The sequence below is a fragment of the bacterium genome (genome assembly GCA_026708055.1).
Lineage (GTDB): Bacteria > Actinomycetota > Acidimicrobiia > Acidimicrobiales > CATQHL01 > VXNF01.
This window is the reverse complement of sequence record JAPOVS010000075.1, coordinates 18,593-44,619: the sequence shown is the minus strand read 5'-3', so window position 1 is coordinate 44,619 and position 26,027 is coordinate 18,593. Positions and strand designations below refer to the sequence as shown.

The 26,027-nt window shown below is 68.4% G+C and carries 25 protein-coding genes; 2 read left to right on the top strand and 23 right to left on the bottom strand.

The window, feature by feature from the left end; all coding sequences use genetic code 11:
* Positions 1-5: 5 nt before the first annotated feature.
* The 14 genes from OXG55_15870 to OXG55_15805 all read right to left on the bottom strand — a co-directional run bounded on the left by OXG55_15870 (position 6) and on the right by OXG55_15805 (position 16,503).
* Positions 6-1,670, bottom strand: a complete 1,665-nt coding sequence (locus tag OXG55_15870) for a GH3 auxin-responsive promoter family protein (GenBank protein ID MCY4104713.1) — start codon at positions 1,668-1,670, stop codon at positions 6-8.
* Positions 1,667-2,560: a sterol desaturase family protein gene (locus OXG55_15865; protein MCY4104712.1), complete on the bottom strand. Its 894-nt coding sequence runs from the start codon at positions 2,558-2,560 to the stop codon at positions 1,667-1,669. Before OXG55_15865 ends, OXG55_15870 begins: the two co-directional genes overlap by 4 nt.
* Positions 2,557-3,027 carry a hypothetical protein gene (locus OXG55_15860; GenBank protein ID MCY4104711.1) on the bottom strand — a complete coding sequence of 157 codons (471 nt, stop codon included), beginning with the start codon at positions 3,025-3,027 and terminating at the stop codon, positions 2,557-2,559. The genes OXG55_15865 and OXG55_15860 overlap by 4 nt, the downstream gene beginning before the upstream one ends.
* A gap of 133 nt (positions 3,028-3,160) precedes the next feature.
* Positions 3,161-4,120, bottom strand: a complete 960-nt coding sequence (locus OXG55_15855; GenBank protein ID MCY4104710.1) for a cyclase family protein — start codon at positions 4,118-4,120, stop codon at positions 3,161-3,163.
* On the bottom strand, positions 4,117-5,985 hold the full coding sequence (locus OXG55_15850) for an NAD(P)-dependent oxidoreductase (GenBank protein ID MCY4104709.1): 1,869 nt from the start codon (positions 5,983-5,985) through the stop codon (positions 4,117-4,119). The genes OXG55_15855 and OXG55_15850 overlap by 4 nt, the downstream gene beginning before the upstream one ends.
* Entirely contained in the window at positions 5,985-7,754 is a 1,770-nt protein-coding gene (locus tag OXG55_15845) for a PEP-utilizing enzyme (GenBank protein MCY4104708.1), read from the bottom strand. The genes OXG55_15850 and OXG55_15845 overlap by 1 nt, the downstream gene beginning before the upstream one ends.
* A 40-nt stretch (positions 7,755-7,794) precedes the next feature.
* Positions 7,795-9,030 (bottom strand): Xaa-Pro peptidase family protein, encoded by a 1,236-nt coding sequence (locus OXG55_15840; protein ID MCY4104707.1) that lies wholly within the window; start codon positions 9,028-9,030, stop codon positions 7,795-7,797.
* A gap of 200 nt (positions 9,031-9,230) precedes the next feature.
* The gene (locus tag OXG55_15835) at positions 9,231-9,644 is read right to left on the bottom strand and encodes a PIN domain-containing protein (protein MCY4104706.1); all 414 of its coding nucleotides are present in this window, start codon (positions 9,642-9,644) and stop codon (positions 9,231-9,233) included.
* Positions 9,641-9,862, bottom strand: a complete 222-nt coding sequence (locus OXG55_15830; GenBank protein MCY4104705.1) for a ribbon-helix-helix protein, CopG family — start codon at positions 9,860-9,862, stop codon at positions 9,641-9,643. Before OXG55_15830 ends, OXG55_15835 begins: the two co-directional genes overlap by 4 nt.
* Positions 9,863-10,045: 183 nt before the next feature.
* Positions 10,046-11,482, bottom strand: a complete 1,437-nt coding sequence (locus tag OXG55_15825; protein ID MCY4104704.1) for a class I SAM-dependent DNA methyltransferase — start codon at positions 11,480-11,482, stop codon at positions 10,046-10,048.
* A complete protein-coding gene (locus OXG55_15820; protein ID MCY4104703.1) occupies positions 11,479-12,816 on the bottom strand; it encodes a restriction endonuclease subunit S in 1,338 nt (445 codons plus the stop codon). Before OXG55_15820 ends, OXG55_15825 begins: the two co-directional genes overlap by 4 nt.
* Positions 12,813-15,656 (bottom strand): DEAD/DEAH box helicase family protein, encoded by a 2,844-nt coding sequence (locus OXG55_15815; protein MCY4104702.1) that lies wholly within the window; start codon positions 15,654-15,656, stop codon positions 12,813-12,815. Before OXG55_15815 ends, OXG55_15820 begins: the two co-directional genes overlap by 4 nt.
* A 215-nt stretch (positions 15,657-15,871) precedes the next feature.
* Positions 15,872-16,192, bottom strand: a complete 321-nt coding sequence (locus OXG55_15810) for an XRE family transcriptional regulator (GenBank protein ID MCY4104701.1) — start codon at positions 16,190-16,192, stop codon at positions 15,872-15,874.
* 17 nt (positions 16,193-16,209) lie between these two features.
* A complete protein-coding gene (locus tag OXG55_15805) occupies positions 16,210-16,503 on the bottom strand; it encodes a type II toxin-antitoxin system RelE/ParE family toxin (GenBank protein MCY4104700.1) in 294 nt (97 codons plus the stop codon).
* Between OXG55_15805 and OXG55_15800 the strand changes: the two genes are divergently transcribed.
* Entirely contained in the window at positions 16,450-16,596 is a 147-nt protein-coding gene (locus OXG55_15800; protein MCY4104699.1) for a hypothetical protein, read from the top strand. The genes OXG55_15805 and OXG55_15800 overlap by 54 nt on opposite strands.
* A gap of 130 nt (positions 16,597-16,726) precedes the next feature.
* On the opposite strand, the gene OXG55_15795 is transcribed toward OXG55_15800, so the two are convergent.
* The 7 genes from OXG55_15795 to OXG55_15765 form a co-directional block, all read right to left on the bottom strand.
* Entirely contained in the window at positions 16,727-18,151 is a 1,425-nt protein-coding gene (locus OXG55_15795) for an MFS transporter (GenBank protein ID MCY4104698.1), read from the bottom strand.
* A gap of 65 nt (positions 18,152-18,216) precedes the next feature.
* Complete coding sequence (locus OXG55_15790) at positions 18,217-19,182, bottom strand: amidohydrolase family protein (protein ID MCY4104697.1); 966 nt, start codon at positions 19,180-19,182, stop codon at positions 18,217-18,219.
* 146 nt (positions 19,183-19,328) lie between these two features.
* Positions 19,329-19,682, bottom strand: a complete 354-nt coding sequence (locus tag OXG55_15785; protein MCY4104696.1) for a hypothetical protein — start codon at positions 19,680-19,682, stop codon at positions 19,329-19,331.
* A 131-nt stretch (positions 19,683-19,813) separates the two neighbouring features.
* Complete coding sequence (locus OXG55_15780) at positions 19,814-20,122, bottom strand: type II toxin-antitoxin system PemK/MazF family toxin (GenBank protein MCY4104695.1); 309 nt, start codon at positions 20,120-20,122, stop codon at positions 19,814-19,816.
* Complete coding sequence (locus tag OXG55_15775) at positions 20,109-20,354, bottom strand: ribbon-helix-helix protein, CopG family (GenBank protein MCY4104694.1); 246 nt, start codon at positions 20,352-20,354, stop codon at positions 20,109-20,111. Before OXG55_15775 ends, OXG55_15780 begins: the two co-directional genes overlap by 14 nt.
* Positions 20,355-20,629: 275 nt before the next feature.
* Positions 20,630-20,974, bottom strand: a complete 345-nt coding sequence (locus OXG55_15770; protein MCY4104693.1) for a hypothetical protein — start codon at positions 20,972-20,974, stop codon at positions 20,630-20,632.
* Positions 20,975-21,019: 45 nt separating this feature from the next.
* On the bottom strand, positions 21,020-21,724 hold the full coding sequence (locus OXG55_15765) for a DUF433 domain-containing protein (protein ID MCY4104692.1): 705 nt from the start codon (positions 21,722-21,724) through the stop codon (positions 21,020-21,022).
* Between the two features lie 198 nt (positions 21,725-21,922).
* Between OXG55_15765 and OXG55_15760 the strand changes: the two genes are divergently transcribed.
* Complete coding sequence (locus OXG55_15760; protein MCY4104691.1) at positions 21,923-22,663, top strand: serine protease; 741 nt, start codon at positions 21,923-21,925, stop codon at positions 22,661-22,663.
* 141 nt (positions 22,664-22,804) lie between these two features.
* On the opposite strand, the gene OXG55_15755 is transcribed toward OXG55_15760, so the two are convergent.
* Entirely contained in the window at positions 22,805-23,872 is a 1,068-nt protein-coding gene (locus OXG55_15755; GenBank protein MCY4104690.1) for a hypothetical protein, read from the bottom strand.
* Positions 23,865-25,667 carry a site-specific DNA-methyltransferase gene (locus OXG55_15750; protein MCY4104689.1) on the bottom strand — a complete coding sequence of 601 codons (1,803 nt, stop codon included), beginning with the start codon at positions 25,665-25,667 and terminating at the stop codon, positions 23,865-23,867. Before OXG55_15750 ends, OXG55_15755 begins: the two co-directional genes overlap by 8 nt.
* Between the last annotated feature and the right edge of the window lie 360 nt (positions 25,668-26,027).

The window sequence follows — 26,027 nt, the reverse complement described above, 5'->3', positions numbered from 1 at the left end:
CGGCCCTACCCGGACCCACCGTCGGCCTCCGTCACGACGGCACCGGCGAAATCGAACCGGCACTCGCGGGCATACTGGAGATGGAGATACTTGAACTGGGCGTCCCTCTGGCCCGACGCCACGCAGCTCGCGCGGTAGCGGTCACCGGTGCCGCTGCGAAGCTGGCGAAGAGCCACAGGGGCTAGCCGCCCGCTGCGACGCTTGGCGCGGTACTCGATGTTCGACGCGCAAAGGCGCTCGTCGACCGACTCGGCCAGGTCCGCCGCACCGATGCGCCCGCCGGCCTCGACGAAGAGCGTGTATCCGGCCGTGTCCTCGTGGGCGATCATGATGAAGAAGTCGGGCCGCACGCCCCGGCCCGGCAGTGCCGAGCGCACCGCCTCCAGCACTTGGCCCTCGGTGAGCTTCTCGCCGGTGATATTCGTGACGCCCGCGCCCTTCTGGACGAACTCGAGGGTCGGCGTCTCGTGTACCCGTCCGGTGACCCGCACGATGTCGTTGATGTCGTACCGGTAGAGCCCGTCCGGCGTCGTCGCGAACACGTAGTACTCGCACCCTTCCTCGAGTTCCTCCAGGCCGCACAGCTCGGCCGTCCCCTCCTCCCATTCCGCCCTCCGGGCGAACTCGAAGAAGACGATGGAAAGCACCGGGAGGCACACGTTGCGCCGCACGTCGACGTTGATGGTTCCGCGGAACTCGCTCGCGGCGTAGCCCAACTCGATAATCCGAGCGCCGTCGGGAAGCAGATCCGACAAACCACCGAGGGCGACCCCGCAACTTCCCCCCGTCCAGGTCATCACGCCCCGCAGTCCCGGCCAGATGTCGGCGTAGCGGAGCGGGCCGGCAGCGGCCAGTTCGGCAAGCTCCCGGGCGCGCCGCGGGCGGGGTTCGGGCGCATCGACCCCCGCGGCGCTGCACCCCAGACCATCAGGTGGGTGCCCCGTCGCAATCGCCTCCAGGATGGTGTCGAGGTTCCGGTCCACGACCGACAGCAGCCGCAGGAACGTCGAGGGATTCGCCGTCGCCATCAGGGTCACCCGCGGCTCCGCAAGGCCGCCTATGGCCATCAGCAGGTAGCAGGCGTCGTAGTCCTCGACGTCGGAGAGTTCGGGCGCCAGCACGCACCGAGACCGCACGAACCTCGACTGGCTCCGGTAGAGCAGCCCGGACGCGGAACCGAACGGCGTGCCGCCGGCCATCCGTCCCTCCACCGCCGGGCCGCTGATGGCGAACGTCCTGCCCTCCAGAACCCGCGAGCCGAGCGACCAGATGTACGCCGAGAGCTGCTGGTCGTTCTTCAGCCGCCGCAGGCTCGTCGCCGTGACCGGGATGTTCTTGGGAGCGCCGCCCGTCCCGCTGGTCCGGTTGTAGTAGACGGGCTGCGCCGCGGTGAGGCACCGCTCGCCCGTCGCCTCCTGACGTTCTATGAGAGGGCGCAGGTCCTCGTAGGTCTGTAGCGGGACGGCCTGCCGGTACTCGGCGAGGTTCGTGATCCGGTGGAATCCGTGACGCTGCCCGAACTCGGTGCCGGCGTTGTGCGCCAGGATGCGCCGCAGCAGCGCCTCCTGGACGGCCAAGGGCGCCTTGGCGTCGTTCAGCAGGCGCTTGTAGCGGCGGCCCTGGGTGAGGCGGAGGGCCGTCGTCAGGAGGCCGTACCGGGCCCTGCTCATTTCTCGAGACCGGCGACGAACGGCGTTCTCATCTGGCTGAGGAATCCTGCCGGATACCGCCTGTTCGGCAGGCCGAGGGGGCCGACGTCGCGGTCCTCGGGCAGGAAACGCGTGCCGAACAGCACGTCCCAGATGATCAGGTTGTTGCCGTAGTTGTTGTTCGACTCGCCGACCAGTTCGGAGTGATGCCAGCGGTGAAGCTCTGGTCCGCTGATGATGCAGTTCAGCGGCCCGAGCCTGACCTTGCAGTTGGAATGCTGGTAGAAGCCGTTGAGGGCGTAGAAGACGAAGTAAGCGGCCAGCACGTCCGGTGCGACGCCCAGCAGAGCGAAAGGCAACGCGTCGACGAGATACTGCACGGCCTTCTCGAGCGGATGGAACCGGCCCACGTTCACCCAGTAGAGGCGATGCGGCGAGTGATGAACCGCATGGAACCGCCACATGGGGACGAACCTGTGAAAGGCCCGGTGCAGCCAGTACCGGGGGAAGTCGGCGGCCGCCAGCATCACGAAGGCCTGCGCCAGGACCGGAAGGCGGTGCGGCCAGATGCCCGAGACTGTGATCCCGTTCGTCGCCAGGAGATCCGCGAGCGCCAGTACCAGCGTGATCGACAGCAGGTACGGCAGCCCGACCTGGACGACGATCATGAACAGGGTGTCGGTACCCACCTCTCGCCGGGCCGGTCGCCAGTCGGTCCGGTACGGCAGCTTCAGCTCGTGCACCGTGACGAGCGCCGCGCCGATCAGTACCGCCACATAGGACGCCGCGGCGACGGGCCATCCCAGCGCCACGAACGACAGGTAGAGCACGAGCCCCAGCGCCATGACCGCGGGGTAGGCGCCAGCGGAGATCAACCTCACCGCGAGCTTCTCGGTGCCGCCTTCGGTCACGCTGACCCCCCGGGGGGTGCCGCGACGCCCGTCGTGGGCACCGGCGCCGCGATCGACCGTCTGCGGAGGTAGTGCCCGAGCGTCAGCAGGAAGGATGCGAGCACCACATGGAAGAGCGCCGGGATGCTCTTGGAGAACCAGGTGTTGTCCGCGAGGAAAGTTGTACCCGCCACCAGGCGGAACGCCATGACCGTGAAGTAGACGCCGCCCAGCGAGAAGCAGGCGCGATGCTGCCAGGCTCGGGGGCGGATCGCGTCGTTCCGTACCCGCCGGAGGATCTCCACTTGCGCGGCAATGATCGCCGCCTGCGCGGCGAGCAGCGCGCCGTACGGCAGGGTGGAGCCCTGGAAGGCGTCGAACGGCGGGAGGAACGAAACCGGGCCGATGGCCTGAACCAGTTGGCCTACCACGCGCAGGACGAACAGTCCTGTGAGGAACAGCAGCCAGCGAAAGTGGCGATGCCCCATCGGCGGCTCCCGTCGTGACCGGCCGTGCGAGTAATCGTAGCCGTACCTCCCGAGAGCGCTCCGGTGCCGGGGGGCGGGGCGGAGGACGGCGTTGTGCTGGCCACCTCTCGGTGGGCTCCTGGCGCGTGTTCCGTTACTTGATGGCCTGGGGGTTCAGCGGCGAGCCCACGGCGCCGGGGATGACCAGCGGCGGCGCCACGAGTTGGAACTCGTAGACCCCGTCGTCGGCACAGTCCTCCGCCAACTCGTCCAGGTACCAGATCTCGCCCACGAACAGCCCCATGCTGGGGATCATCACCAGATGCAACGGCTGGAAGGTGCCGGGGATCTCGTTGGGGCGCACCTCGGCCCCCCAGGTGTCGGTGGCCAGGGCGGCGATCTCCTTTTCCGCCAGCCATGGGGCCGACAGCAGCGACAGGCCGGGCGAGTCGCCGGCGGAGTAGCCGTCCCAGCCGGGCAGGTGGCGACGCCGGGCCATGTCGCCGGTGCGGATCAGCACGATGTCGCCCGTGGTGACCTCCACGCCCTGGTGACGGCAGGTGGCGTCGAGCAGGTCGCCGTCGATCGGCTCGCCCGGCTCGAGGTGGTCGCGCCCCAGCGCCCGCGGCACATCCAGCAGCACGCCACGGGACACCACCGTCTTCTGGTGCTCGATGCCGTTGCGCTCGGCCCCCTGGGCGGTCACGAGGTTGGCGTCGAAGCCGTTGTACATCTTCCCGCTGTGGAAGATGTGCGACAGGGCGTCCCACTGGGTGCCGCCCTGCAGGAACAGGAACAGGGTGTCGTCGGCGACGCCCCAGTCCTTCGGCCAGTTCTGGAGACCGGCGGCGTGGTCGCTGCCGGTGGCGACCATCTGGTGCACGGGGTTGACCCGGCCGAAGGCACCGGTCTGCGGCCCGTTGCCGTCCAATGGCAGCTCCAGCGAGAACACCTTGCCGGTCCGCACCAGCGAGGCGGACTCGATGATCTTCTCCGGGGTGATGAAGTTGAGGGTGCCGACCTCGTCGTCGTCACCCCAGCGGCCCCAGTTGTTGAACCGGGCGCAGTACTCCTCCACCAGCTCCTTGGTGAGCACGTTGCGGGCGATGGTCATGGCTTTGCTCCTTCTGTGTTGATGGGTGCGGTCTCGGTGGACGCGGCCCCGCCTGTGGGGGATCCGGCCGGCGGCCGAGATTCGAACAGGCGGCGCACGGCGGCGACGTCGAGGTCGCTGAGGCCCCCGGCGGTACCCCGCCGGTAGAAAGGCCGGGTGGCGTCGAGCAGCGGTGTCTCGACGCCGACCGCCCGGGCGAAGGTGGCGATGATTCCGACATCCTTGTCGATGATCGCCAGCCGTCCGGCCGGGGGTTCGTAGCTGTTCGCGACCATCATCGGGCCCCGGATGTCGAAGGTGGCCGAGGTGCCCACGCCGGCGGAGATCACCTCCTGGGTCACGGCGGGGTCCAGCCCGGCGGCAGCCCCCAGGGCGTGCGCCTCGGCGGCGGCCAGCGTGTGCACCGCCGCTAGGAGGTTGGCGACGAGCTTCATGCGCGTGCCGTTGCCGAACGCCCCGAGGTGGTAGGTGCGGCGCCCGATCACGTCGAAGATCGGCGACGCCGCCTCGAGCCCGGCGCGGCTGCCGCTGCCGTACACGACGAGCGTGGCGTCGGCGGCCTGCAGTCCGGTGCCGCTGACCGGCGCATCCAGAAGATCGCAACCCGCTTCGGCGAGGAGGTCGTGGGCGCGCTGTTTCACCTCCAGCGGCAGCGTGCTCATCTCGACGGCCAAGAGACCTTCCGGTCCGGCGGCCGCCAGTTCCGCCGACACGGTCTCGAGGGCGTCCGCCGACGGCAGGGAGAGCAACACGATGTCGCTGCGGGCAGCCGCCTCGGCCACCGAGGCGACCTCGCTGGCGGCGGAGGCGGCGACCTTCGCCAACTCGACGTCGTAGCCGCAGACTTCGAACCCCGCGGCGACCAGGTTGGCGGCCATGGCACCGCCCATCACGCCCACGCCGATCACCCCGACTCGCGGCCGATCGCCGCGGCGCACCTCGAGGTTCCTCGGCTGGGGCCGGGGATCCTCGCCTGTGGGGGAATCGGCCGGCGGCGGGGAATCGAAGAGGCGACGCAGGGCGGCGGCGTCGAGGTCACCGAGGCCGGCGGCGAGGCCCCGCTCGTACATCGGGACGGCGGCGTCCAGCAGCGGCGTCTCCGTGCCGACCGCCCGGGCGTAGGCGGCGATGATGCCGGCGTCCTTGTGGATGAGCGCCAACCGCGCCGACGGGGGGTCGAAGCTGTCGGCCACCATCATCGGGCCCCGGATGTCGAACATGGACGAGGTTCCCGTGCCGTTCGAGACCGCGTCCTGGGTGAGCGCCGGGTCCAGCCCGGCGGCCTCACCGAGGGCGTGCGCCTCGGCGGCGGCGAGCGTGTGCACGGCGACGAGCAGGTTGGCGACGAACTTCATGCGGGTGCCGTTGCTGAAGGTGCCGAGGTCGTACGTGCGGCGGCCGATGACGTCGAACAGCGGAGCGGCCCGCTCGAAGCCGGCGCGACTGCCGCTGGAGTAGACGACGAGCGTGGCGTCGGCGGCCTGCAGCCCGGTGCCGCTGACCGGCGCATCCAGCAGGTCGCAGCCCACCGCGGCGAGGCGGTCGTGGGCCTGCTGCTTCGCCTCCAGCGGCAGGGTGCTCATCTCGACGGCCACGAGGCTGGCCGGCTCGGCGTCGGCCAGTTCCGCCGACACGCCCTCCAGAGCGCTCACCGATGGCAGCGAGAGCAGCACGACGTTGCTGCGGGCGGCCACCTCGGCCACCGAGCCGACCGGCGTCGCGGCGGAGGCGGCGACCTTCGCCGGATCGACGTCGTAGCCGCACACTTCGAACCCGGCGTCGACCAGATGCCCCGACATGGCGCCGCCCATGACCCCCACGCCGATCACCCCGACCCGGCGCCGGTCGGCGTCGCCCGGGCCCATCACAACTCCAGGACCGCCACCCGGCCCTCGTCGCCGTCGACGGTGCCGAGGTGGAGCGGGGTGTCCGGTCCCCTGCGACCCGACGCTCCGGTACCGAACAGGTCGTCGACGGGGCAACTCACGACGGCCGGCACGGTGAGTGATCGGGCCACCTCCATGAGGTGCGCCGAGGGAGCGCCACCCAGGGCGACGAGACCGGCGGCGTCCCAAAGCAGGGGAGCGAAGTTGGGAAGCGGGTACTGCACCACGATCACGTCCCGGGGTCGCACGTGGTCCACCGACGTGGGGCTCGACACCCAGACGAGCCGTCCCGCGCCGACACCGCCCGAGGCGCCGATCCCGCTGCGCGCCTCGCCGCCGAGCGCCGCCACCCCGGCCAGGAACGGCTCCCAGCGGTCCCGCCCCACGCGCCCCCGCTCCAGCGAGGCGGTGCCGCCGAGGATCTCGGCCAGCTCATCCGCCGAGTGATACCAAACCCCATGCGGATCGCCCAGGGCATCGCCGAGCCGCTCGATGATCCCCAACACCTCCGCGGCCCCAACCGGATCAGACGCCGCCAGCCCCCCCAGAGCCTCGATCGACTCATTGGGCCGATCCCCCCGCAACCGCCGCAAAACCGACCGGGCCAAAGCCGAAGCCTCCTCAACGGGCCGCCCCCAAGCCGAAGCAGTCAACTCAGCAGAGACCAACCGAGCCCGAACCAACAAGCCCCCCAGCCCCTCCCCACCAAAGGGCTGGCCAGCGGCGCCCGGACCAGGAGAACGGGTAGGGCCGGGGGTGTCCCCGATCGGCCCATCCCCCGCCGGACGTGTACCAATAGACAAACCACCACCCCCGGCCCGGTCAGCAGAAACCCGAGCCGCCGCCCAGCCCAATACCAACTCCTCGCCCAACGCCCCCGGATAGGACATGACCAGCCGCGCCAGGCGCCGTGCTTCGGGATGCCCGAGGGCGGCCGGCAGCACCATGCTCTCGCTCGCAGCCGCCGACACGGTTCGCTGCACCTGCAGCAGCACGGGGGCCCCGCCGGTGACGGCCCACTCCACGAGGTTGCAGTCCAGTTCGGCGTCGGCTTGGCGGGCCAGCGCCGCCACCTCGCCCAGCGTTGCGGCACCGATCAACTCCAGCGCCTCGCTGCCCGAGATGCTGCCGTCGGGGCCCACGGTTGCCCGCACGCCCGGCACCCAGCCCGCCAACAGGTCGCGCGGCGAGCCTTTCACCGCCGAGATGCTCACGGCGCCGATCTCATCGACGGTCGCGGCGCCACCGCAGTCGGGCGCCAGTTCGGTCTGCACCAGCACGCCCATCCCGGCGCTGCCGGGCTCGATGCCGACTGCCTCGAATCGCTCCAGCGCCTCCAGCGTGAACATCGCCGACCAAACGCTGCGCAGCGCCTTGGGCACCTCGTGCCGGCGCAGTTCGGGCAGCGAGGCGAACGCCCCCGCCCAGGTTCCCTCGCCCTCGAGCGCACTGGAGGAGCGGGCGATGAGCGGTTCGGCCAGCTCGGCGGCAGCTTCGGCGATCTCGGCCGCCAGCGCCTCGTCGAGTTCGCTGCGCAGCAGCACCATCCGGGCCGCGCCCGAGCCTCGCCGGGCCAACTCCTCGGCGGCCAGCCGCAGCGGCTCGGCCGAGGCTGCCAGGGTGACGACGAAACCGTCGAGGGCCGGCAGTCCCGTTCGGCGCGCCCGGGCCAGGCCGGCCGCCTTGGCCCCGACGGCCGGGACGTCGAGTGCTTCAGGATCGTCCAGCCGGACGACCCGCGGCCTCATCGCTGCGGGGCCGATGGAGGATCGGTGCCGTGCGGCCCGCTCAGCCGACGGCGATGATCTCCGGCGCCGGCGTGGAGATCATCTCGATGCCGGTGTCGTTCACGATCAGCATCTCCTCGAGGCGCACGCCGAACTCGTGCAGCTTGCCGTGCTGGGTCTCCAGGGCGAAGACCATGCCCGGCTGGATCTCCACGGGATGGTCCAGCGACCAGATCCTGGAGATCACCGGGATGTCGTACTGCGCCAGCCCCAGGCCGTGGCCCCACAGGTTGGCGGCCGCCTCGTCCTCCTCCTCGTAGCCCCAGATCTCCTTCGCCGACGGCCACACCGAGGCGATGTCGGCGGTGGTGACGCCCGGCCGGGTGGCCTCGATGGAGTCGTTCAGCCACTTGAGTGCCAGGTCGTAGTACTGCTTGTGCTCGTCGGTGGGGGTGCCGCCGACGCAGTAGGTGCGGTACACGCAGGACTTGAAGCCGTTCCAGGTGAGCGCCGCCAGGTCGATGATGACCAGCTCGCCGGGTCGGATGATGCGGTCGCCGTGGTTGCGCCAGTTGGGCCAGGCGTTCGGGCCCGACGACACGATCACGTCCTCCACGTTCTCCATGCCGGGGATGTTGTAGAGCTGCTCCATGCCGTAGGCGGTGACCTCGTTCTCGGTCAGCCCGGGGCGCAGGAACTGGCTGAACTGGTAGTGCACGACGTCGCAGATGGAGCCGACCATCCGCATGGCCTTCTGCTCGTTGGGGCTCTTGATGGCACGGGCCTCCATCATCGGCGTCATGCCGTCGGTCCAGTTGATGCCGCGCTCCTCGAAGACCCGGATCATGTTGAGATCCATGAAGTCCACGCCGAGCGGCTTGTCGGCCACGCCGGCCTCCTCGATGTCGCCCATGAGGGCGTTGGTGAACTTGGCAACCTGCGAGCTGGCGGCCGGACCGGCGGCCCCCTTGATCCAGGCGTAGGAGTAGCGCACGTTCTCGGCGGGGATCCACGGGGAGTGCTCCCGCAGGTGGTAGCCGATGTCGCCCTGCTCGTAGATGATGGGCTCGCGCCCCTCCACGAGCACGGCGTAGCGCAGACCGGGCTTCAACTGGTTCCAGCCCGGCGTCAGCGTGGAGGTGACGTAGCGGATGTTCTCGTCGTACATCAGCAGCATGGCGCCGAGTTCGTGGCGGGCCATGGCCTCCCGGGCGCGCCGCAGCCGCCACTCCCGGACCTCTTGCCAGTTGATCCCCTCGCGCCAGTCGGTGTTGAGAACGCCGAACGCTTCCTTCATGGTGATGCCCTCCAGCCGTCGGTCCGGGCGGCGGCTCAGGTGCCGAGGCCGTCGCGCCGGGTCAATCTAGTTGCTGCTGGCCGGCGGGTTCACTTCCTGGGTCAGCCGCACCGGAGCGTCTCGGGCCCGAGTTATCCGGCTAGCGCGCAAGCATTCCGATGAACGTCGCCGCGTACGGCTCGCGCCGGCGCGGATTGTGCTCAGGGGAGGATCTCCAGGGCGTCGATGTGGGCGGGGCGGACGACGGTGAAGTGGCGGCGGTCGAAGGTCGCCACCTGCGTGATCCCGAGGCGCTCGGCAGCGGCGACGATCGAGCCGTCCACGGTGCCGAGCGGCAGATCGCCGTGGCGGGCGACCAGTTCGGCGATCCGCAGCCAGTCATCGTCCGCCACGGGCTCGACGATGAAGTCATCGGATGCCAGATCTCCCAGGAACCGGACCTCGGCGCCGGTGCCGAGCCGCGCGCCGACCAGATAGGCCACCTCGGTTATGACCAGCGTGGGCACCACCAGCGGCTCGGGATGGCTCCGCAGTAGCTCCAGAGCGGCGCGGTGGTTGCGGTCGTCGGCGTCGACGTAGGCGTACAGCGGGCCGGCGTCGACGAGGACGGCTATGGGGTCACCTCGGCGGCCAGGATCTCCTCGATGCGCTCGGAGACGTCGTCGCGCCCGCTGCGACCGGCTCCAGCGGCCCGCAACCGGCGGGGCGGCCCGCCGACATGTTGCTCGATGGCCTCGCGGGTGACTTCGGAGATGGTCATGTTGCGGCGCGCCGCCTCGCGGCGCAGACGCAGATCCAGATCGTCGGGAAGCATCACGGTCGTCCGCCGCATATATGCCAGCATATCCACTGCTCACGCATACCGGTCGCGCGCCGCGACAGCGCCAGCCTGCTCAACTCCGATCAAGAAGGGGATGAGCCTTGGCGAGATCCTTGAGTTACCAGAAGACTGGCCGGGTGAAGTCACGGCTTCAAAATGGCAACACCCAGGCCAGTAGCTGGCACGACGAGACCGTCATGATGTCTTTTGTCCGCCGTTGAGGCTCTCGGCGAGTGCTTGGAGTTCTTCGAGGGCGGCTTGCAGGTCTTCGACGATTTCGGCGGCGAGGATTCCGGGGGCCGGCAGGTTCTCGGTGTCTTCGAGGCTGTCGTCGCGGAGCCAGAAGACGTCGAGGCTCACCTTGTCGCGCTGGATCAGTTCGTCGTAGGTGTATTTCTTGAACCTCTCGGACTCGACTCGCCGGTGGCGGTTGCCGGGTTGGTAGCAGTTGACGAAGTCATCGAGGTCGGCTCGGGTGATCGGGTTCTGTTTGAGGGTGAAGCGCCTGTTGGTTCGCAGGTCGTACACCCACAAGTCGCGGGTCCAGGGGTGCTCGGCGCCCTCTCGGCGCTCGAAGAACAGCACGTTGGCCTTGACGCCTTGGGCGTAGAAGATCCCCGTCGGCAGGCGCAGCAGCGTGTGCACGTCGCAGTCGCCCAGGAGCCGGCGGCGGATCGTCTCGCCAGCGCCGGCCTCGAACAGCACGTTGTCGGGTACCACCACGGCTGCTGAGCCGCCGACCTTGAGCAGGCCGACGATGTGCTGCACGAAGTTGAGCTGCTTGTTCTTGGTGGTTGCCCAGAAGCTCTCCCGTTCGTAGCTGTCCGACGACGACCGTCCGAACGGGGGGTTGGTGAGCACCATGTCGAAGCGGATGCCGGGGTCGTCCCTCAGCGCGTCGTCGACGTGCACCGGCGAGTCGGACCCGGGGCTCTCGATGCCGTGCAGCAGCATGTTCATCGCGCACAGTCGCGCCGGCAGGTCGGCGATCTCCCAGCCCGTGAACGCGCCCGACCGCAGATGGTCACGCTGGTCGGGGTCCAGCGGGGAGTGGCGCTCGACCACTGACCGGTAGGCGCCGAGGAAGAACCCGCCGGTGCCGCACGCCGGGTCGCAGATCCGATCCGCCGGGCCGGGCTGCATCACGTCGACGATCGCCGAGATCAGCGGCCGTGGTGTGAAGTATTGGCCTGCACCCCTGGCGCCCTCGCGGGCGGTCTTCTCGATCAGCCCCTCGTACGCGGCGCCCTTCAGGTCGGCGTCGAGGCTCAGCCACTCGTGTCCGTCGATGAGGTCCTTGATCAGCAACTCCAGCTTGGCCGGGTTCTGGATCCTGTTGCGAGCCTTGCGGAACACGACGCCCAGCATGTCGGCGCCGACGCCGAGGTCGTCGAGGATCTCGTTGTAGTGAGACTCCAGAGCCGCGCCCGACCGGCTCATCAGTGACGGCCAGTCGAGCCCCTCGGGCACCACCCGGTCCTCGCCCAACAGCTCGTACTGCTCGTCGGCCATCTTCAGAAACAGCAGGTAGGTGAGTTGCTCCAGATAGTCGCCGTAGGACAGACCGTCGTCGCGGAGCACGTCGCAGAAGTCCCACAACTTCTGAACGAGAGCCTTGGAATCGTTGGTCATATGGATCTCTTCCTGCTGGTCGGGCGCACTGGGCGCTCGGCGGCGATGCGCGCGAGCAGGGCTGCGGCCGGTTCATCATCGGAATCCTGGGGGACGAGCCTGCCCGCGAACGCCTCAGCCAGTACAGCACGCCGGAAGGCTTGCAGTTTCGACCAAACGATCTCCAGAGCCACTTCGGCAGCGTCAAGGCGCGAGAAGAACTCCTCGATAGCGATGACAATCTGTTCTTGTTCGTCTATTGGCGGGAGTATGAGCGGTATCGAGAGAGCGACCTTCTTGGAAATCTCCTTGAAGGTAGTGCCGCTACCCATTGCCTGGATGTCGGGTGTAGCAAAGCGCAGATACCAGTACAGATACTTGCTCATCAAGCCGGTCTGGGGCACAAAGCTCTTGAAGCCTTGATTTGTGCATACGGGGCCGGAGGAGATTGCGACATATCCGATTGGAGCCCGCGACGAAAAGAGGACGGACCCGGCTGGCATCAGTTGTGCGGAGCACGATTCGTAGCCTTCGCGGGTTAGCGATCTGCGGCCTCGCTCAATGTACATTCCGTTGTGTCTCGAAAGGTCGTCTGGGGTTATCCAGGAGATGCCGTCTCCCCAATTCGCGGCGACGGTTGTTTTTGGAGTCGCACCTCCCACGACGTTAGAGACTTCCCCGATTGTTGCCTGTTCCCAGCCTGCTGGTAGCTGGCCAAGGTCGGTGTCGGCGGCGGCGGGCGGGTTTGTGAGGCGGCCGGCGAAGGCGGCGGCAAGCACTGATCGCCGCAGCGCCTGCAACTTGGATCGGGTGACCTCGAGAGCGGTTTCCGCGAAGTCAAGGCGAGAGAAGTGCTCCTCGATGGCGGCGACGATCCGCTTCTGTTCCGCATTGGGCGGGACAGGTAGCCATATTGAGGCGGCCACAGCCTTTGAGATCTCCTTGAACGTCGTTCCGCTCCCCAGCGCTCGAATTCTCGGGGTAGCAAAGCGTAGGTACCAGTACAGGTATTCACTTCTCAGGCCGCTCTGTGGTACAAAGCTCTTGAAACCCTGATTTGTGCACACCGGGCCGGACGAGATCGCGACATATCCAATCGGGGCGCGAGAGGTGAAAAGGACGGATCCGGCTGGCATCAGTTGCGCAGAACACGATTCGTAGCCCTCGCGAGTCAGTGATCTGCGGCCCCTGTCGATGTACATCCCACTGTGATGCGAGAGGTCATCTGGGGTTATCCAAGAGACGTCATCTCCCCAGTTCGCGGCGATTTTCGTCTTCGGAGTCGCGCCTCCAACGACGTTGGATACGTCTCCGAACGTTGCCCATGCCCATCCAGGTGGCATCTCGTCGTTCATGCGGCGAGAGCTTGCGTGAGTTCGTCCAGCAGCGGGTTGAGATCGGGGCCGAAGAGTTGGCGGGCTCGGCCGAGGCCTCCGTGTTCGCTGAACGGGGTCTCGATGAGGTCACGGGGAGCGATGGTGAGGCTGGCGGCGATGTGGTCCTTGATCAGGTGGAGGTAGGCGAGCTGATCCTCCGTGAAGGCACGGCCGGTGTTGTCCTGCTCCTGTAGCCAGGCGTCGAAGCGCTCGTTCACGAGGTCGGGGTACGCCACGAGTTCGTCAGCGTTGCCGAGGGCGTAGCGGACAAGGCTGACGAGGTCGGTGTTGACGCGGTGGCCTGACCCCCGGACCTTGGAGGCGTCGAGGGTTTCGTAGGCGGCCCAGAGCGTCTTGGGGGTCCACCGGCGCGGCGGGCGCCCGATGGCGTTGGCGAGTTCCCGGACGTCGGCGAAGGTGAGGCCACCTCCGTAAGGCTGGCTGTAGAGGACCTGCAGCGCTGTGATCTCGTCACGGTTGTCCTCGATGTACTGGGTGAACGATGCGATCACTCCCCGTGCGCGGTCGGCGGCGTCGGCGGAGAACTCCCCGGAGATGAGCCGGTCGGCGGAGGCGGCATCGATGACCTGCTCGTAACTGCGGCGGATATCCATGAGCTTTTCCCGGAGTTGCGGGTTCCCGGCGATGGGCTGGAGCGCTTCGGTGACGAGCCGATCGCGAGCGGCTGCGATCTGCTCGGCGGTGGGATCCGCTGAGCCGGTGTCGCCACGGGCGACGTCGAGGTGGCGGCCGGGGTCGAGGGCGTCGACGAGTTGGGCGGCCAGGCCGGTGAGGCTCACACCGGCGACCGCTTCGACCTCCAGACGGTCGGGTTGGGTGATGCGCTTGTCGAGGCGGGCGAGCCGCGAGGCCACCGAGGAGACCACCTCTTCGTCGGTGGATCCGAGACCGATCAGGTTGAGCAGCTTGTCGAAGCCGATGTTGTGGTTGCGTTCGAGCGGCACCGTGTCGTTGAGGTCGGCTTCGGTGACGCCGACGGCGTCGACGATCACGAAGTGATCCTTGGCGGTGGCGTCGGGCGTGACGATCCGCAGGTCGCTGCCGTCGATGGTCCGCACGCCCCGGCCCTTCATCTGCTCGTAGAAGTTGCGGCTGCGGACCATGCGCATGAACACGACGCATTCGATGGGCCTCACGTCGGTGCCGGTGGCGATCATGTCGACGGTCACGGCGATGCGGGTGTCGTAGGAGGTGCGGAACTGTTGGAGCAGGTCCTCGGGCTTGTGGCCGCTGTCGCCCGACCGGTAGGTGATCTTCACGGCGCCCATGTTGGGTAGCCCGAACTCCTCGCGAACGATCCGGACGATGTCGTCGGCGTGGCTGTCGTCCTTGGCGAAGATCAGCGTCTTGGGGATGTGCTTCAGCTGGCCGTTCTCGGCCACGATGCGGTCCCCGAACATGGCCGGCATCGAGTCGCGCAGCGTGGCGATGACGGTCCGGATCTGGTCGGGGGCGACGACCTTGCGGTCGAGGTCGGCGGCGTCGTAGTCGAGGTCGTCGTCCATGCGGTCGAATCGCTGCTCGCGGGTCTCCCGGTCCCTGAACTCCGTGACCATGCCTGCGTCGACCGTGCCGCCCGCCTCGCTGACCTCGGTGCGGATGCGGAACACGTCGAAGTCCACGTTCACCCGGTCGGCCACGGCGCGCTCGTGGCCGTACTCCATGACCAGGTTCTGATCGAAGAAGCCGAGCGTCTGCTTGCCGGGCGTGGCCGTCAGCCCGACGAGGAAGGCGTCGAAGTACTCGAGCACCTGGCGCCACACCCCGTAGATCGACCGGTGGCACTCGTCGATGATGATCACGTCGTAGGACTCGATCGGCACGGCCGGGTTGTAGACGACCTCCACCGGGTCTCGGGGCGCCATGTCGAAGCCGGACCGCTCATCGAGGCCCTCGTCGAGTTCCTCGCCCCGCAGGATCGAGTAGATGCGCTGGATGGTGGACACGTGCACCTTCGTGGCCGACTCGTCACTCATGTCGAGCCGGGAGGATTCGAGGAAGCGGACGTTGTAGAGCTCTGTGAACTTCCGGCGGTCGTCGGGCGTCTCGAACCCCTGGAACTCCCGGACCGCCTGGCGGCCCAGGTTGGCCCGATCCACCAGGAACAGGACACGCCCAGCGCCGGCGTGGCGGAGGAGCCGGTAGACGGCGTTGGCCGCCGTGAACGTCTTGCCTGATCCGGTGGCCATCTGGATCAGTGCCCGGGGCCGGTTCGCCCAGAACGATGCCTCGAGGTTGCGGATCGCCTCCGCCTGCGCTGACCAGAGTCCGACCGGGTCCAACTCGGGTAGCCGCCGGACCCCGCCCCGCAACGTGGCCCAGTTCTCGGGGGGCTTCCGGTCCTTGAGGCGGGCGTGCTCTTGCTGCCAGCGGGCGAAGGTCTCGGGCCGATGGAACGTGAACACCCGCCGTGATGCCGGGTCGGGGTCCAGTCCGCAGGTGAACCGGGTGTCGAGGGCGGTCGATTCGTAGCCGAACGGCAGCGCCTCGTCGACGAGGAACGCCGGCAGTTCGTGCGGGAAGCTCGTTTGGTACCTGCGGGTCTGCCATTCGACACCGGTGAGCGTCGTGCCGGCCTTCTTCGCCTCGATCACCCCGACGGCTTGGCCGTTCACGAACAGCACGTAGTCGGCGCGCCCCGCGGTGGTGGGCATCTCCCGCACCGCCACCCCTTGGGTCTCGCGCACCGCGGCGTGGTGGTAGTCCTGCACCGTCCAGCCACACGCCTTGAGCTGCGCGTCGATCTCCACCCGGGCGCGCTGCTCGGCGGTCAGGATGTCGAACGAATCACCCGCCATGACGCCACATTGTGGGCCATACCCACCCACTCGGCACACTCAGCGTCGAGGACCGGCTACGGGCTGGCCCCTTGACGCCTTGGGGCACCAGGGCGCCGCCGCGCTGCGGTGAGAGAGAGGAACGTCGCCGGTCAGGTGATGACCTCGGTGTCGGGCCGGGGCGGAACGGCCACGACGACAGGGCGGCGTGCGGACGGCTCGTCGTGTTCCGACGTTCACGCCGGCTCGGCGGTCGGAATGGCGATGCGCTCATCGTCGAACACGGCGACGAGTTCGAGCCGGCCGCCCATGCTTTCGACCACCGAGCGCCATGTCGACAGGAGATTGTCGCCGGCGCCCTCCATCGCCGAGATCGACGCCTGGGCCTTCTCGAGGCGCTCGGCGAGTTCGACCTGCGTGAGTTCGCGATGTCGACGGAGTTCCGCGAGGTTGAAAGCCACAGCGTCAGCGCGCGCTTCTTCCTTGATGGCATCGATTCGGGCCCGACGTTCAGGGCTGATGTCGCCGACGATGTCAGCGAACCTGCGATGTCCCATGTCGTGCTCCCTTCCTGTTAGGTGTCGTCAAGGAGGCCCTGTGCCTTCAGGTCTGCGAGGTAGTCCTCGTAGAGCCGCTCTGCTCGGGGGATGGCCGTTGCGTACCACTTCGCCCACTGCCCGCTCTTGTCGCCGCCAAGGAGCAGGATCGCTTTACGACGGGGATCGAAGATGAACAGCACCCGGCAATGCTTGGCCACGCCTCTGGGCCGTAACTCCTTCATGTTGTGGTACTTCGAGCCCCGGACCCGGTCGGCGTGTGGCCGGTCGAGTCCCGGGCCATGTTCGGCGAGGAGCTCAACAACAGCGATGACCTCATCCTGTTCGGCGATGTCGAGAGTTCCGTACTAGGCGGCGAACTCGTCGGTGCCGTTGATCTCCCACGTCACATCTCGAAAGTATAGTCTTAGACCGATATAGGTTCACATCTATACCGGACCGGGGCGGCGCACCGGTGTCTCGTCCACCGGTCGCCCCCGAGGTGGTGCCGAGAGCGACGTGAAACGTGCCGGCTGGCCTGCCGCCTCGGGCCGACTACAGGACAGGGCCGGGTGGTTCGGGCCGGGTCGAGCCGTCGTCGGGCACGCCTGCCGCCTCGGCTCGGCTCGGGCCGCGGGTGCTGCGCCGGTGGATCACGGCGAACAGGGCGGCGACTAGGACCGCGGCGGCGGTGAGGGTCCACAGGCTGGCGTCGAATCCGCCGGTGGCGTCGCCGATGGCGCCCACGGCGAACGGCCCTCCGAACCCGCCGATCTCGCCAGCGGTGAAGAACAGCCCGCTGGCTATGCCCATGTTGCGGCCGTCCACTCCGGGCACGCGCATGAGGGTGAGCAGGCACAGCCCGGCGAGTCCGAAGCGCAAGATGCCGATGAGCATCAGGAACGGCGTCGAGGCGAGGCCCGAGACCAGCGTCAGCATGGCGATGACGGCGCCGAGGCCCAGCGAGACGCCCACGGGCGCGGCCAGCGGGTAGCGGTTGCCCAGGCGCGGCAGCGTCAGCGGGCCCAGCAACCCGGCCGCGTATGCCGCCGCCGTCAGGTAGCCGGCGTTCTCGGCCGACAGCCCGCCGTCCTCGATGATCTTCGGCAGCCAGTTGTTCAGCCCGTGGTTCACGAAGAAGACGGCCACGGCCATGGCCAGCACCAGCCGCATCGCTGGATTGCTCATCAGGGCGGCCACGCCCGCCCGTTCGGTGTTCCCGCCGGTCGGGCCCGGGCCACCCTGCGGCGTCGAGGAGTCGATCCGGGCCGTCAGTATCAGCCACAGGACACAGACGGCTCCCGTGACCGCGGCGAACACCAGCGGCACGCTGCGCCAGCTGCCTCCGGCTACGGGAACGATGACGCTGTTGGCCGCCGCCAGGGCGATGGCCTGCCCGACGACGGGACCGGTGACGTAAATCCCGGTGGCTTTGGCGCGCTCGCCCTCGCCGAACCAACCGACGACGAGTTTGGGGGCGCCGTTGGAGATCATCGGGGCGCCCAGGCCGAAGATCCCCACGGCAACGAACAGCGTGACGCTCCCAGTCGCCAGCCCGCGCAGCACGCCCGAGAGACCCATCAGCACGCCGCCGGCGAACAGTGCCCAGCGGAGCCCGATGCGGTCGAGCAGGCGCCCGCACGGCACCGCGGCGAAGATGAACACCGCCGGCCAGGTCCCCAGGATGGCGCCGAGGCGGGACTTGCTGAGCCCCAGATCCTCGCCGAGGGGGGTGAGCACCGGCGCCAGCGACGCCACGACCAGGCCGAAGGCGACGTACATCGCCCAGATCCCGGCCAGCAGGAGCCATCGCCGCGGGTCCGGCGCTGCGGTCGCCGGGGCCGATTCCCGGGCGGCTGTGGCCGGTGCTGCCGTCTGATCGGCGGGCGTCGGGCGATGCTCCTGCGGGGTGTCCCCGACGGTCGCCGGCCGGGGCTCGATGCCCTGCGGCGGGGTCCCCGCCCCGCCGCCTTCCGTCAAGCCCAGGCACGCGAGCTGTCCGCGGGGTCTGTCCCCCCGAGCTCGCCGGTCGCCGTCGCCTTCCGTCAATAGCCCAGGAACCGCAGGGCGTTGCGCGTGAGTTGCTCCACGTCGAGGCCAGCGGCCTCAGCCGCGCCGACCGGGTCTTTGGCGGCCATGTCGAACGGGTAGTCAGAGCCGAGGGCCAAGCGCTCGGCGCCGGCCACCGAGGCCAGGAAGCGGAGGTGGTCGGCGCTGTGGGTGAGGTTGTCTGCCCAGATGCGGTCCCGGAACACCTCGCTGGGTGGCCGGGTGCAGTCGGCGGACACGTCGGGGCGGGCGCCCCAACCGTGATCCCATCGTCCCAGCACGCCGGGCGCGCAGCCGGCGCCGTGCAGGAACGCCAGCCGCAGCCCGTCGAGCTCGTCGGCGAGTCCCGAGAGGATCACCGCCCCGATGGCCGCCGCCGTCTCGGTGGGGTTGCCCAACAGGTTGATGAGGTAGTGGTGCCCCAGTCCGGGGCCGGGGAGCTGCATCGGGTGCACGATCATGCACATCCCCAGCCGGTGGGCCTCGATGAGGACGCTGCGCAGCGGGTCGGCCTCGAAGGAGACGCCGCACACCAGCGGCGGCACCGTGACGCCGCGCACCCAGTCGATCTCCGCCAAGCGCCGCAACTCCACCATGGCGGCGTCCAGGTCGGCCAGCGGCAGCGACCCCAGCCCCCGCAGCCGGTCGGGCGCCTGCTCGCACATCGCCACGAGCCCGTCGTTCACCGAGGTCACGAAGGCGGCGGCCCGGTCGGCGGGGGCGTCGAGGGCGAACGTGAACGGCGGCGGCGACATGGCCCGCACCGCCAGCCCGTAGGTGTCCATGTCGGCCAGGATCATGTCCATGTCGTACATCGTCACCGTCCGGATCGACAGCGACAGGTTCCCCAAGTGCAGTTCGCCGTTCACCTCGCGCAGCTGCAGTTCACCGGTGGCGGTGGGGATGGCGAGGCAGTTCTCGGGCAGGACGTGCGCGTGGATGTCGATCGGGCCGGATCGCATGGCTCTCCCCCGGATGGGCGACGGAATCCGCCACAAGCTAGCGGCCGGCATCCGGTGCCCGCCTTCCAACTACCTGCCGTTCAGGAGGGCATTTGCGGGCGAATGAAGGGCAGCTCCGCCGGTCCGATAGCGAATCCCCAGGTCAGCTAGCTTCGGCAGCCGCTGAAGCCCGGATCGGGGCCGGGGCGGCGGGGTGGGGCGAAGAAGTCGTTCTCGTTGTCGGCGAGTTGCTTGCGCTTTCGCAGGATCGCCCTGCGCTCGGCTTCCAAGAACAGGTACCGCTGAACGTCCTCCGGAGTGTCGTCGTCCATGAACATGCTCATGGCCATCGGATCGCGGCACAACTCCCCGCGGATGTCATCCCTGGTGACGGCCCCGGCCACGCCGCGGCCGGCCCGCCCGCGCTCCAATCTTCGGCGGTACCAGCCGTTCCTCATGACCGGGACGAGCAGCCCCAGGCCGAAACTCGCAAGTCCGAACCACGCAAACATCGCGATCATCGCTGGCTGCGCCACAGCACTCCACCTCCTGAATGAGTCGACCGTCACCTGGATGACTGGTCACACTATTAGTGAGGTTTCAATATATGTGCAATACTTCCGATTGCAAACCCCGGGCGCTTCAGCCAATCTCAGCAGCCGGTGGCTGCCATGAGTGCCCGGCAAGCATCGGCCATGCGTCCCGGCGAGAGTGTCGTGACACGGCGGCGAAAGTGATCTCGTCGGATCGTGTAGATGGTGTCGAAGTTGACGACACAGTCCCGCGGCACGCCGTCGCGGCGTGTCGTCAGCGTCAACTCGGCGGCGGTTCCCCGCTGCGTGCGCGTCAGAGCGGCGGATACCACCGCGCCGATCCGGTCGGCGACTGGGTCACGGGTGAGCACCAGAACGGGCCGATCTCCGCCGGGTGTGCGGGCGAACCAAATCTCACCCCGTTGCATCGGCCCAGTCGCTCCAGTCTTCGTTCGGGTGCCAGTAGGCGATCTCTTCGAGGGCCAACTCGTCCTCCGTCAAGGGCGTCTCCTCGTAGATCAGAACGTCCTGGTCCGCCTCCAGTTGCTGGAGGTGCCGACGGAGTGCCTCACGCAGGAGCTCTGACCGGTCGATGCCGAGGGTTGCCGCCCAGCGGGTGGCCCCGGCGACCTGCTCCTCGTCGGTCCGGAAACTGAGCATTAGCGTCATACGAAGACTATATATCGTATGACGAACCAACGGCCTCGAATCACCGACCGATCGCGGTCAGGCGTTCACTGTGTCGCCGGACCGTCCTCGATCTCTGACGGTGCCGAGGTCAGTGGATCGGCGTAACCGGCGACGCCCCGACGGTGCCAGTCGGTGGCCGGCGACGGCCGGATGACAGTGTCGTTTCGTCGCTCACCGGTGCCGGGACGGCCGGGAGGAGTGCGATGGATCGACCACCCGCCTGGAACCCGTTCGATTCTCAGTCGCTACGGCCAGCGCTTCTCCAACCGGTCGGGCAGGATCGCGTAGGCGTACGGGCCGCTGGTTTCTGTGCCGCGAAGGATGGCGTCCCAATTGTCCATCAGTCGCCTGACGATCTCGGTGCCTGTCATGTTGGAGTTGGGAATCAGGAACAGCCGGAGGGTGGTGGCGTTCAGCGTGTCTGCATGGTCGCGCGGAATCTGGTTGTCCTTGCTGATTGCGACCCAGCCCTCTCGGCCTGCGCGCCGTATCCAGTCGGAGTCCGGGAGGCGCAGATCTCGACCGTCGGTGTACACGTCGGCCATGGCCCATGCCTCGTAGCCCTTCGCGCGTATCGCGTCAGCGATCATGTGCCGCCCCAACCGCGGTCGAGGAAGAAGACCGGCTTATTCGGATCAGGCTGCTCTTGCTTTGGGCCAGATCGCATGGAGGGATTCGGCGATGTCGTCGATCGGAACCTCGTAGTCGGCGGCGACCGATTCCATGGGCTCGCCTCCCGCGATCCGTGAGTGCACGGCTGAGAGTGGGGCACCCCCGTGCATGAACACCGGGTCACCTCCTGCCACGTCGGCAACCACCCGAAGCAACGGGCGCTCCGTGACAGGCAGGATCAGTTCGGTGGCCCAGTCGTCGCCGAAGGTGATGCGCGTCAAGTACTGCTGGATGACCTCGTGGAAGACCCGCTGGCCCGAACTCACCACAGTCAACAGACGCAACTGGAGGTCGTTCTCGCTGGCGGCGTAGTCGTACAGGACGTTTGCGCCGTCGCTGAAGAGCTTCGTCGAGGCCAGCGCATGTTCGAGTTCACCTTGGTTGACCAAGACCTCGAGAGCCCGGCGGATCCGCTGCAGGGGAAGGCCGGTCTGTCGGAATGCCTGTACGACGGCGGCTTCCACGAGCCCGATGAAGGGGATTGTCCGCCGGTCACCGTCGGCTGTCCCCAGCGAGGTGATCACAGGGCCTTGCCTGACGACCGGCCGCCCCTGAGGTCGCCTCTCGTAGCCGCGTGCCCACGTCTCCAATGTCGAAGGGGGCATACCGACGTAGCGGGCAGCTCCGGTCACTGTGTATAGGCGCCTGCCGAACCGAGGGTCGCTCACGGCCCAACCTCCTGCTCGCCTCATAGTTCATCGTAGACAGGCCGGTGGCTCCAGCCGAGGACAGCAATCACGCCGTTCATCCGGCGAAGTCGGTTCGGGGTTCGCGACCGCAGCAGGGTGATGTGCCCACGGCTGTCATCTTGTCGTCCACGATGGGTGGTGCAAACGGATCCTTAAGCACTAAATAGGGTAACTGTGATGTTCGACGAAGCGGGAGCGGCGACCGCCGTCGTCGGGGATGAAGGGGGTGATCGAGAGCGCCTGCGAACGGCACGGTGGGCGGTGGTGGCTGCTGTGGGGCTGGCGTTGGGGTTGACGCTGTGGGGGGTGCTCGGGGAGGCGCCGCCGGTCGGGTCGTTCGTGTCGGTGACGTCGACCGGTTGTGGCGGTCGGTCTGTCGCCAGCGGGTTCGCCGTGGCGGACGATCTGGTCGTGACCGCGGCCCACCCTGTGGCGGGGCGCCGCCAGGTGGCGGTCACGGACAGCACCGGGCGTAGCCGGAACGGCTTCGTGGTGGCGCTGGATCCGGTGCAGGACATCGCCGCTGTGCGGGTGCCGGGGCTCGGCGCCGAACCGGTCGCGCTCGCTGACGGCGACGAGCCGGAGTTGGCCTCGCCCGGGAGCACCGGTGCCGTGGCGACAGCGCCCGAGGAGGGCGAGTTCGTGGCGAAGCCGGTTCGAGTGACCCGCCGGATTCGGGCCAACATCGACGACATCTACCTCGCGAGCCGGGCCAGCCGCCGCGCTCTCGAACTGAGCTTCGACGGTGCCTACGGCGACTCCGGGGCCGCGGTGTTGGATGCGGGCGGCACCGTCGTGGGCATGGTCTTCGCCACGTCGCGGTTCCGGGAGGACGTGGGCTACGCCGTGCGCGCCGTCGAGGTCCGGGGCCTCTTGGCGCAGGTCGCGGAACTGCCCCAGCGCACCGCCTGCCCGTAGGCGACTGGACACCGGTCAGCGGAAGAAGAGGTTCGGTGCCCCTCGGTGGTGGATTCTGATCCCGGATCGGGGTTCGGGACGGGCCCTGCGCTGGCGTGTCGACGCGACCGACCCGCCGCGCCGCGCGACATTTTCGCCCGCTCAGCCGCCGTTCAGCGGGAAGCTCAGTTGCTCGTGTCCGGGGCCGCGGCCGCGCCCGTCCAGCGGGACGTAGCCCGGCACCTCGTCGTGGTGGGTGTCCAGGTAGATCTTCGCCTCCGGCGGGCCGCAGAAGGGCCGATGGCTCCAGCGGATCTCCACATGCCCGCGCACCTCGCGGCGCTCCCCGCTCGGCCGGTCCCGATAGCGGGCCGTCCAGTTGACCCGCGGCTGGCCGCGACCGTCGGGTGCTGCCGCGAACGACCGGAACTCGAACGCCTGCCGCCACTCCCAGGGCGTCATCACCCGCAGCCGCATCGTCCGCCGCCGGTCGATGCCCAGGATGTAGTAGGTGGCCGAGTACGTGCGCAGCAACCGCCACAGCATGCGCTCCTGCTGGGCGGGCTCTCGCAGCGCCTCCTGCCAGCGCTCGGCTGACTGTTTGCTCACGGCGGTGATGAGGGCGTCGTACGGCGCGCGGAGTTCGCCGGGCATCCCCCGGCTGCCGTGTTCTCGGAAGGCGTCCCGGAGCCGCCTCCGCTGCGCCGCGTCCAGCCAACCGGGCGTGTCCGGCATGCCGTCGAGGCCGAGCAGCTTTATCGCGTTGCGGTAGAGCGCCAGGTGCTCCCGGGACGCCACCGTGGCGAACCAGTCGGGGTGTCTCGCCTGTGATGAGGGGGCGAGGATTTCGTCGAAGAGCCGCGCTGGGGCCGTGTTGTGCAGGATCTGCGACAGGTACTTGCAACTGACCATGTAGACCCGGTCGATCAGCAGGTCGGCCGGGACGGCCTGGTCGCCGGGGATGCGCCTGTCGCCGCTCCACTCGATCAGCCGCGGCGCCCGCCCGTCGAGCCCCGCCGGGTGGCGGGCGAAGAATGCCCCGTTGGCGAACGCCGCCAGAGCCATGGCCGAGTACTTTCCGACTGCAAGGATCCGCTCGAGTCGCTCCCAGGACTCGTCGCTGATGGCCAGGTTGCCGGGACGTTCGGCCATCGTCTCCTGCAGCGAGTCGGCACCGGTCGTTCCCAGTCCGGTTGCCAACTCGGTGATGGTGGTCCGGTCGTCAGCCACCTGCCTCTTCGAACAGTGGCGTGAATTGGAGTTCGAATTCGATCGGCCGGTCGTCAGGGGCGGATCCCCAGACCGGCTCATCGGGGTAGCAGTCGACGACGTGGCCGGTGGCACCCATCCAGGCGACCACGGCGTCCGCCCAACGGCGCTCCAGAAGCGCTCCGCGGATCTCGCCGATGCTCGAGCCGAGTTCGCGCGGCGATGTCCTCGCAATGACGTGCAGCGCAATTGCCTGACCGATGCTCTCCTCGTCGTCCGCGATCAGCACCCGGCCCGGATCACCGGGTCGGTAGATCTGGGCGAAGGCGACTCGAGGGCGTTTCCGCTCCCAGTCGATCAGGTCACTCATCGCCTCGGGGTCGCCCCTCGCTAGGGCGGCGAGGCGCTTGATCCCGCCCGGCTCGCCCAAGTCGATGACCGCCGCGACCGGCCGGCCGAGACCGGTCACGGCCGCCAGTGCTTCACTGCCGGCGCTTCCGACCGGCGGCAGGGCGGTGGTCAGGAGAACCAGGGGCGCGGGATTGGCCACATGCAGCATGGTCGACTTCCCTATCGCCTTCCACAGCGACTCATGCGGGCCCAGTCCAGATTGGGACACCTGAGTGAATCCTCCAGATACGTCGAAGCGCCAGCGAGTATGTCGTTCATCTATTGCAGTGTAAGTAATTGTAACGTTATTACCACAACTCACATGTCGTCGAATGTCCCTGAAACCGGATTCCCGAATCAGGAGACGCGCGATCTGAGTCGCGCTCCGCCCCTCGGCCAGCGCCCGAATCTGCGGATCCGTGTCGCTGGGGTGGGGTGGTTCGGACTTCGCCGGGATCGATACCTCCCAGCGCCGGAACCCATCATGCTTCCCACCGCACGCCCGCTCGGTCTCGACGCGCTGCTCGGCCAGGGTGACGTAGCCGGCGTCGGTCTCAAAGCCGACATAGTGGCGACCGGTCCGCACGGCGGCGACCGCTGTCGTCCCCGCGCCCATGAACGGATCCAGGACGAGGTCGCCACGGTACGTGTACAGATCCATCAGCCGTTGCGGCAACTCGATGGGAAACGGAGCGGGGTGCCCGACCCGCGTCGCCGAGGCCGGCCGAATCTCCCATACGTCGGTCGTTGCCTCCATGAACTCGTCGGCCGTGGCCGAGCCCGTGGCGGGCAGGCCGGCGGCTGCTCGCGCGTCAAGCGATCTTGCTCGGTCGAAGCGGCCTTTCGAGGCGATGACCACGCGCTCGGTGAGGTCTCGCAGGGCGGGCGAGCCCGGCCGCTGGAACGAGCCCCAGGCGCAACTGCCGGTGGAGCCGCGGGCCTTCTGCCAGATGACCTCGCCGCGCAGCAACAGCTTGAGGCGGTTCTGCAGGATGTCGATCACGTCGGCGGACAGCGACCGGTACGGCTTGCGCCCCAGGTTGGCGACGTTGACGGCGATCCGCCCGCCGGGCTCCAGCTTGCGCACGCACTCCGCGAAGACGTCGTGCAGCATCTCCAGGTAGTCCAGGTAGCTGGCGGGAATGTGGCCTTCGCCGACGGCCTCCTCGTACTCCTTGCCGGCGTAGTACGGCGGGGAGGTGACGACCAGCGCCACCGAAGAGTCGGCGATGTCGCCGTAGCGGTCCATGTCGCGGGCGTCGCCCACCCAGAGCCGGTCGACGCAGCTGGGACGGGCGATGTCTGCATCCTCGCTGGTCTCCGGCACGGGGAAGCGGCTGTAGAAGGCGGAGGAGTCATGCGCCTCCCGCCGACCCACCCCGAAGGTGGACGTAGCGGTGCTCCCGCGCTTCGCCGGTGTGCTCACGCTGCCTCCCAGACGGTCCCGAAGTGCCGGCCGACCAAGGGGAACTGCGGAAATCTCCCGGTCAGCGCCTGTGTGCAACCTACACGAGTGGTGTGACAGTCTTGGGGAATCCGAGGGGAGAAAGGCCCGGTCGGCGGTGGACATTGCCGGGCGGGCGGACCGATCGCAGGCACCGCGGCTCGTCAGTGCACCTGCTGCTGTCGGCCGCCGAAGCCAGGACGTGCCCACCGAGACTGCTGAATGATCCACGGTCCACGCCGATCGCGTGATCGAGTCCCGGACCCCGACACCGGATTGAGTTTGGGGCAGGCACCGGGACGGGGTCCGGGAAATGCCTTCCCCTGAATGACATTCGGCTCG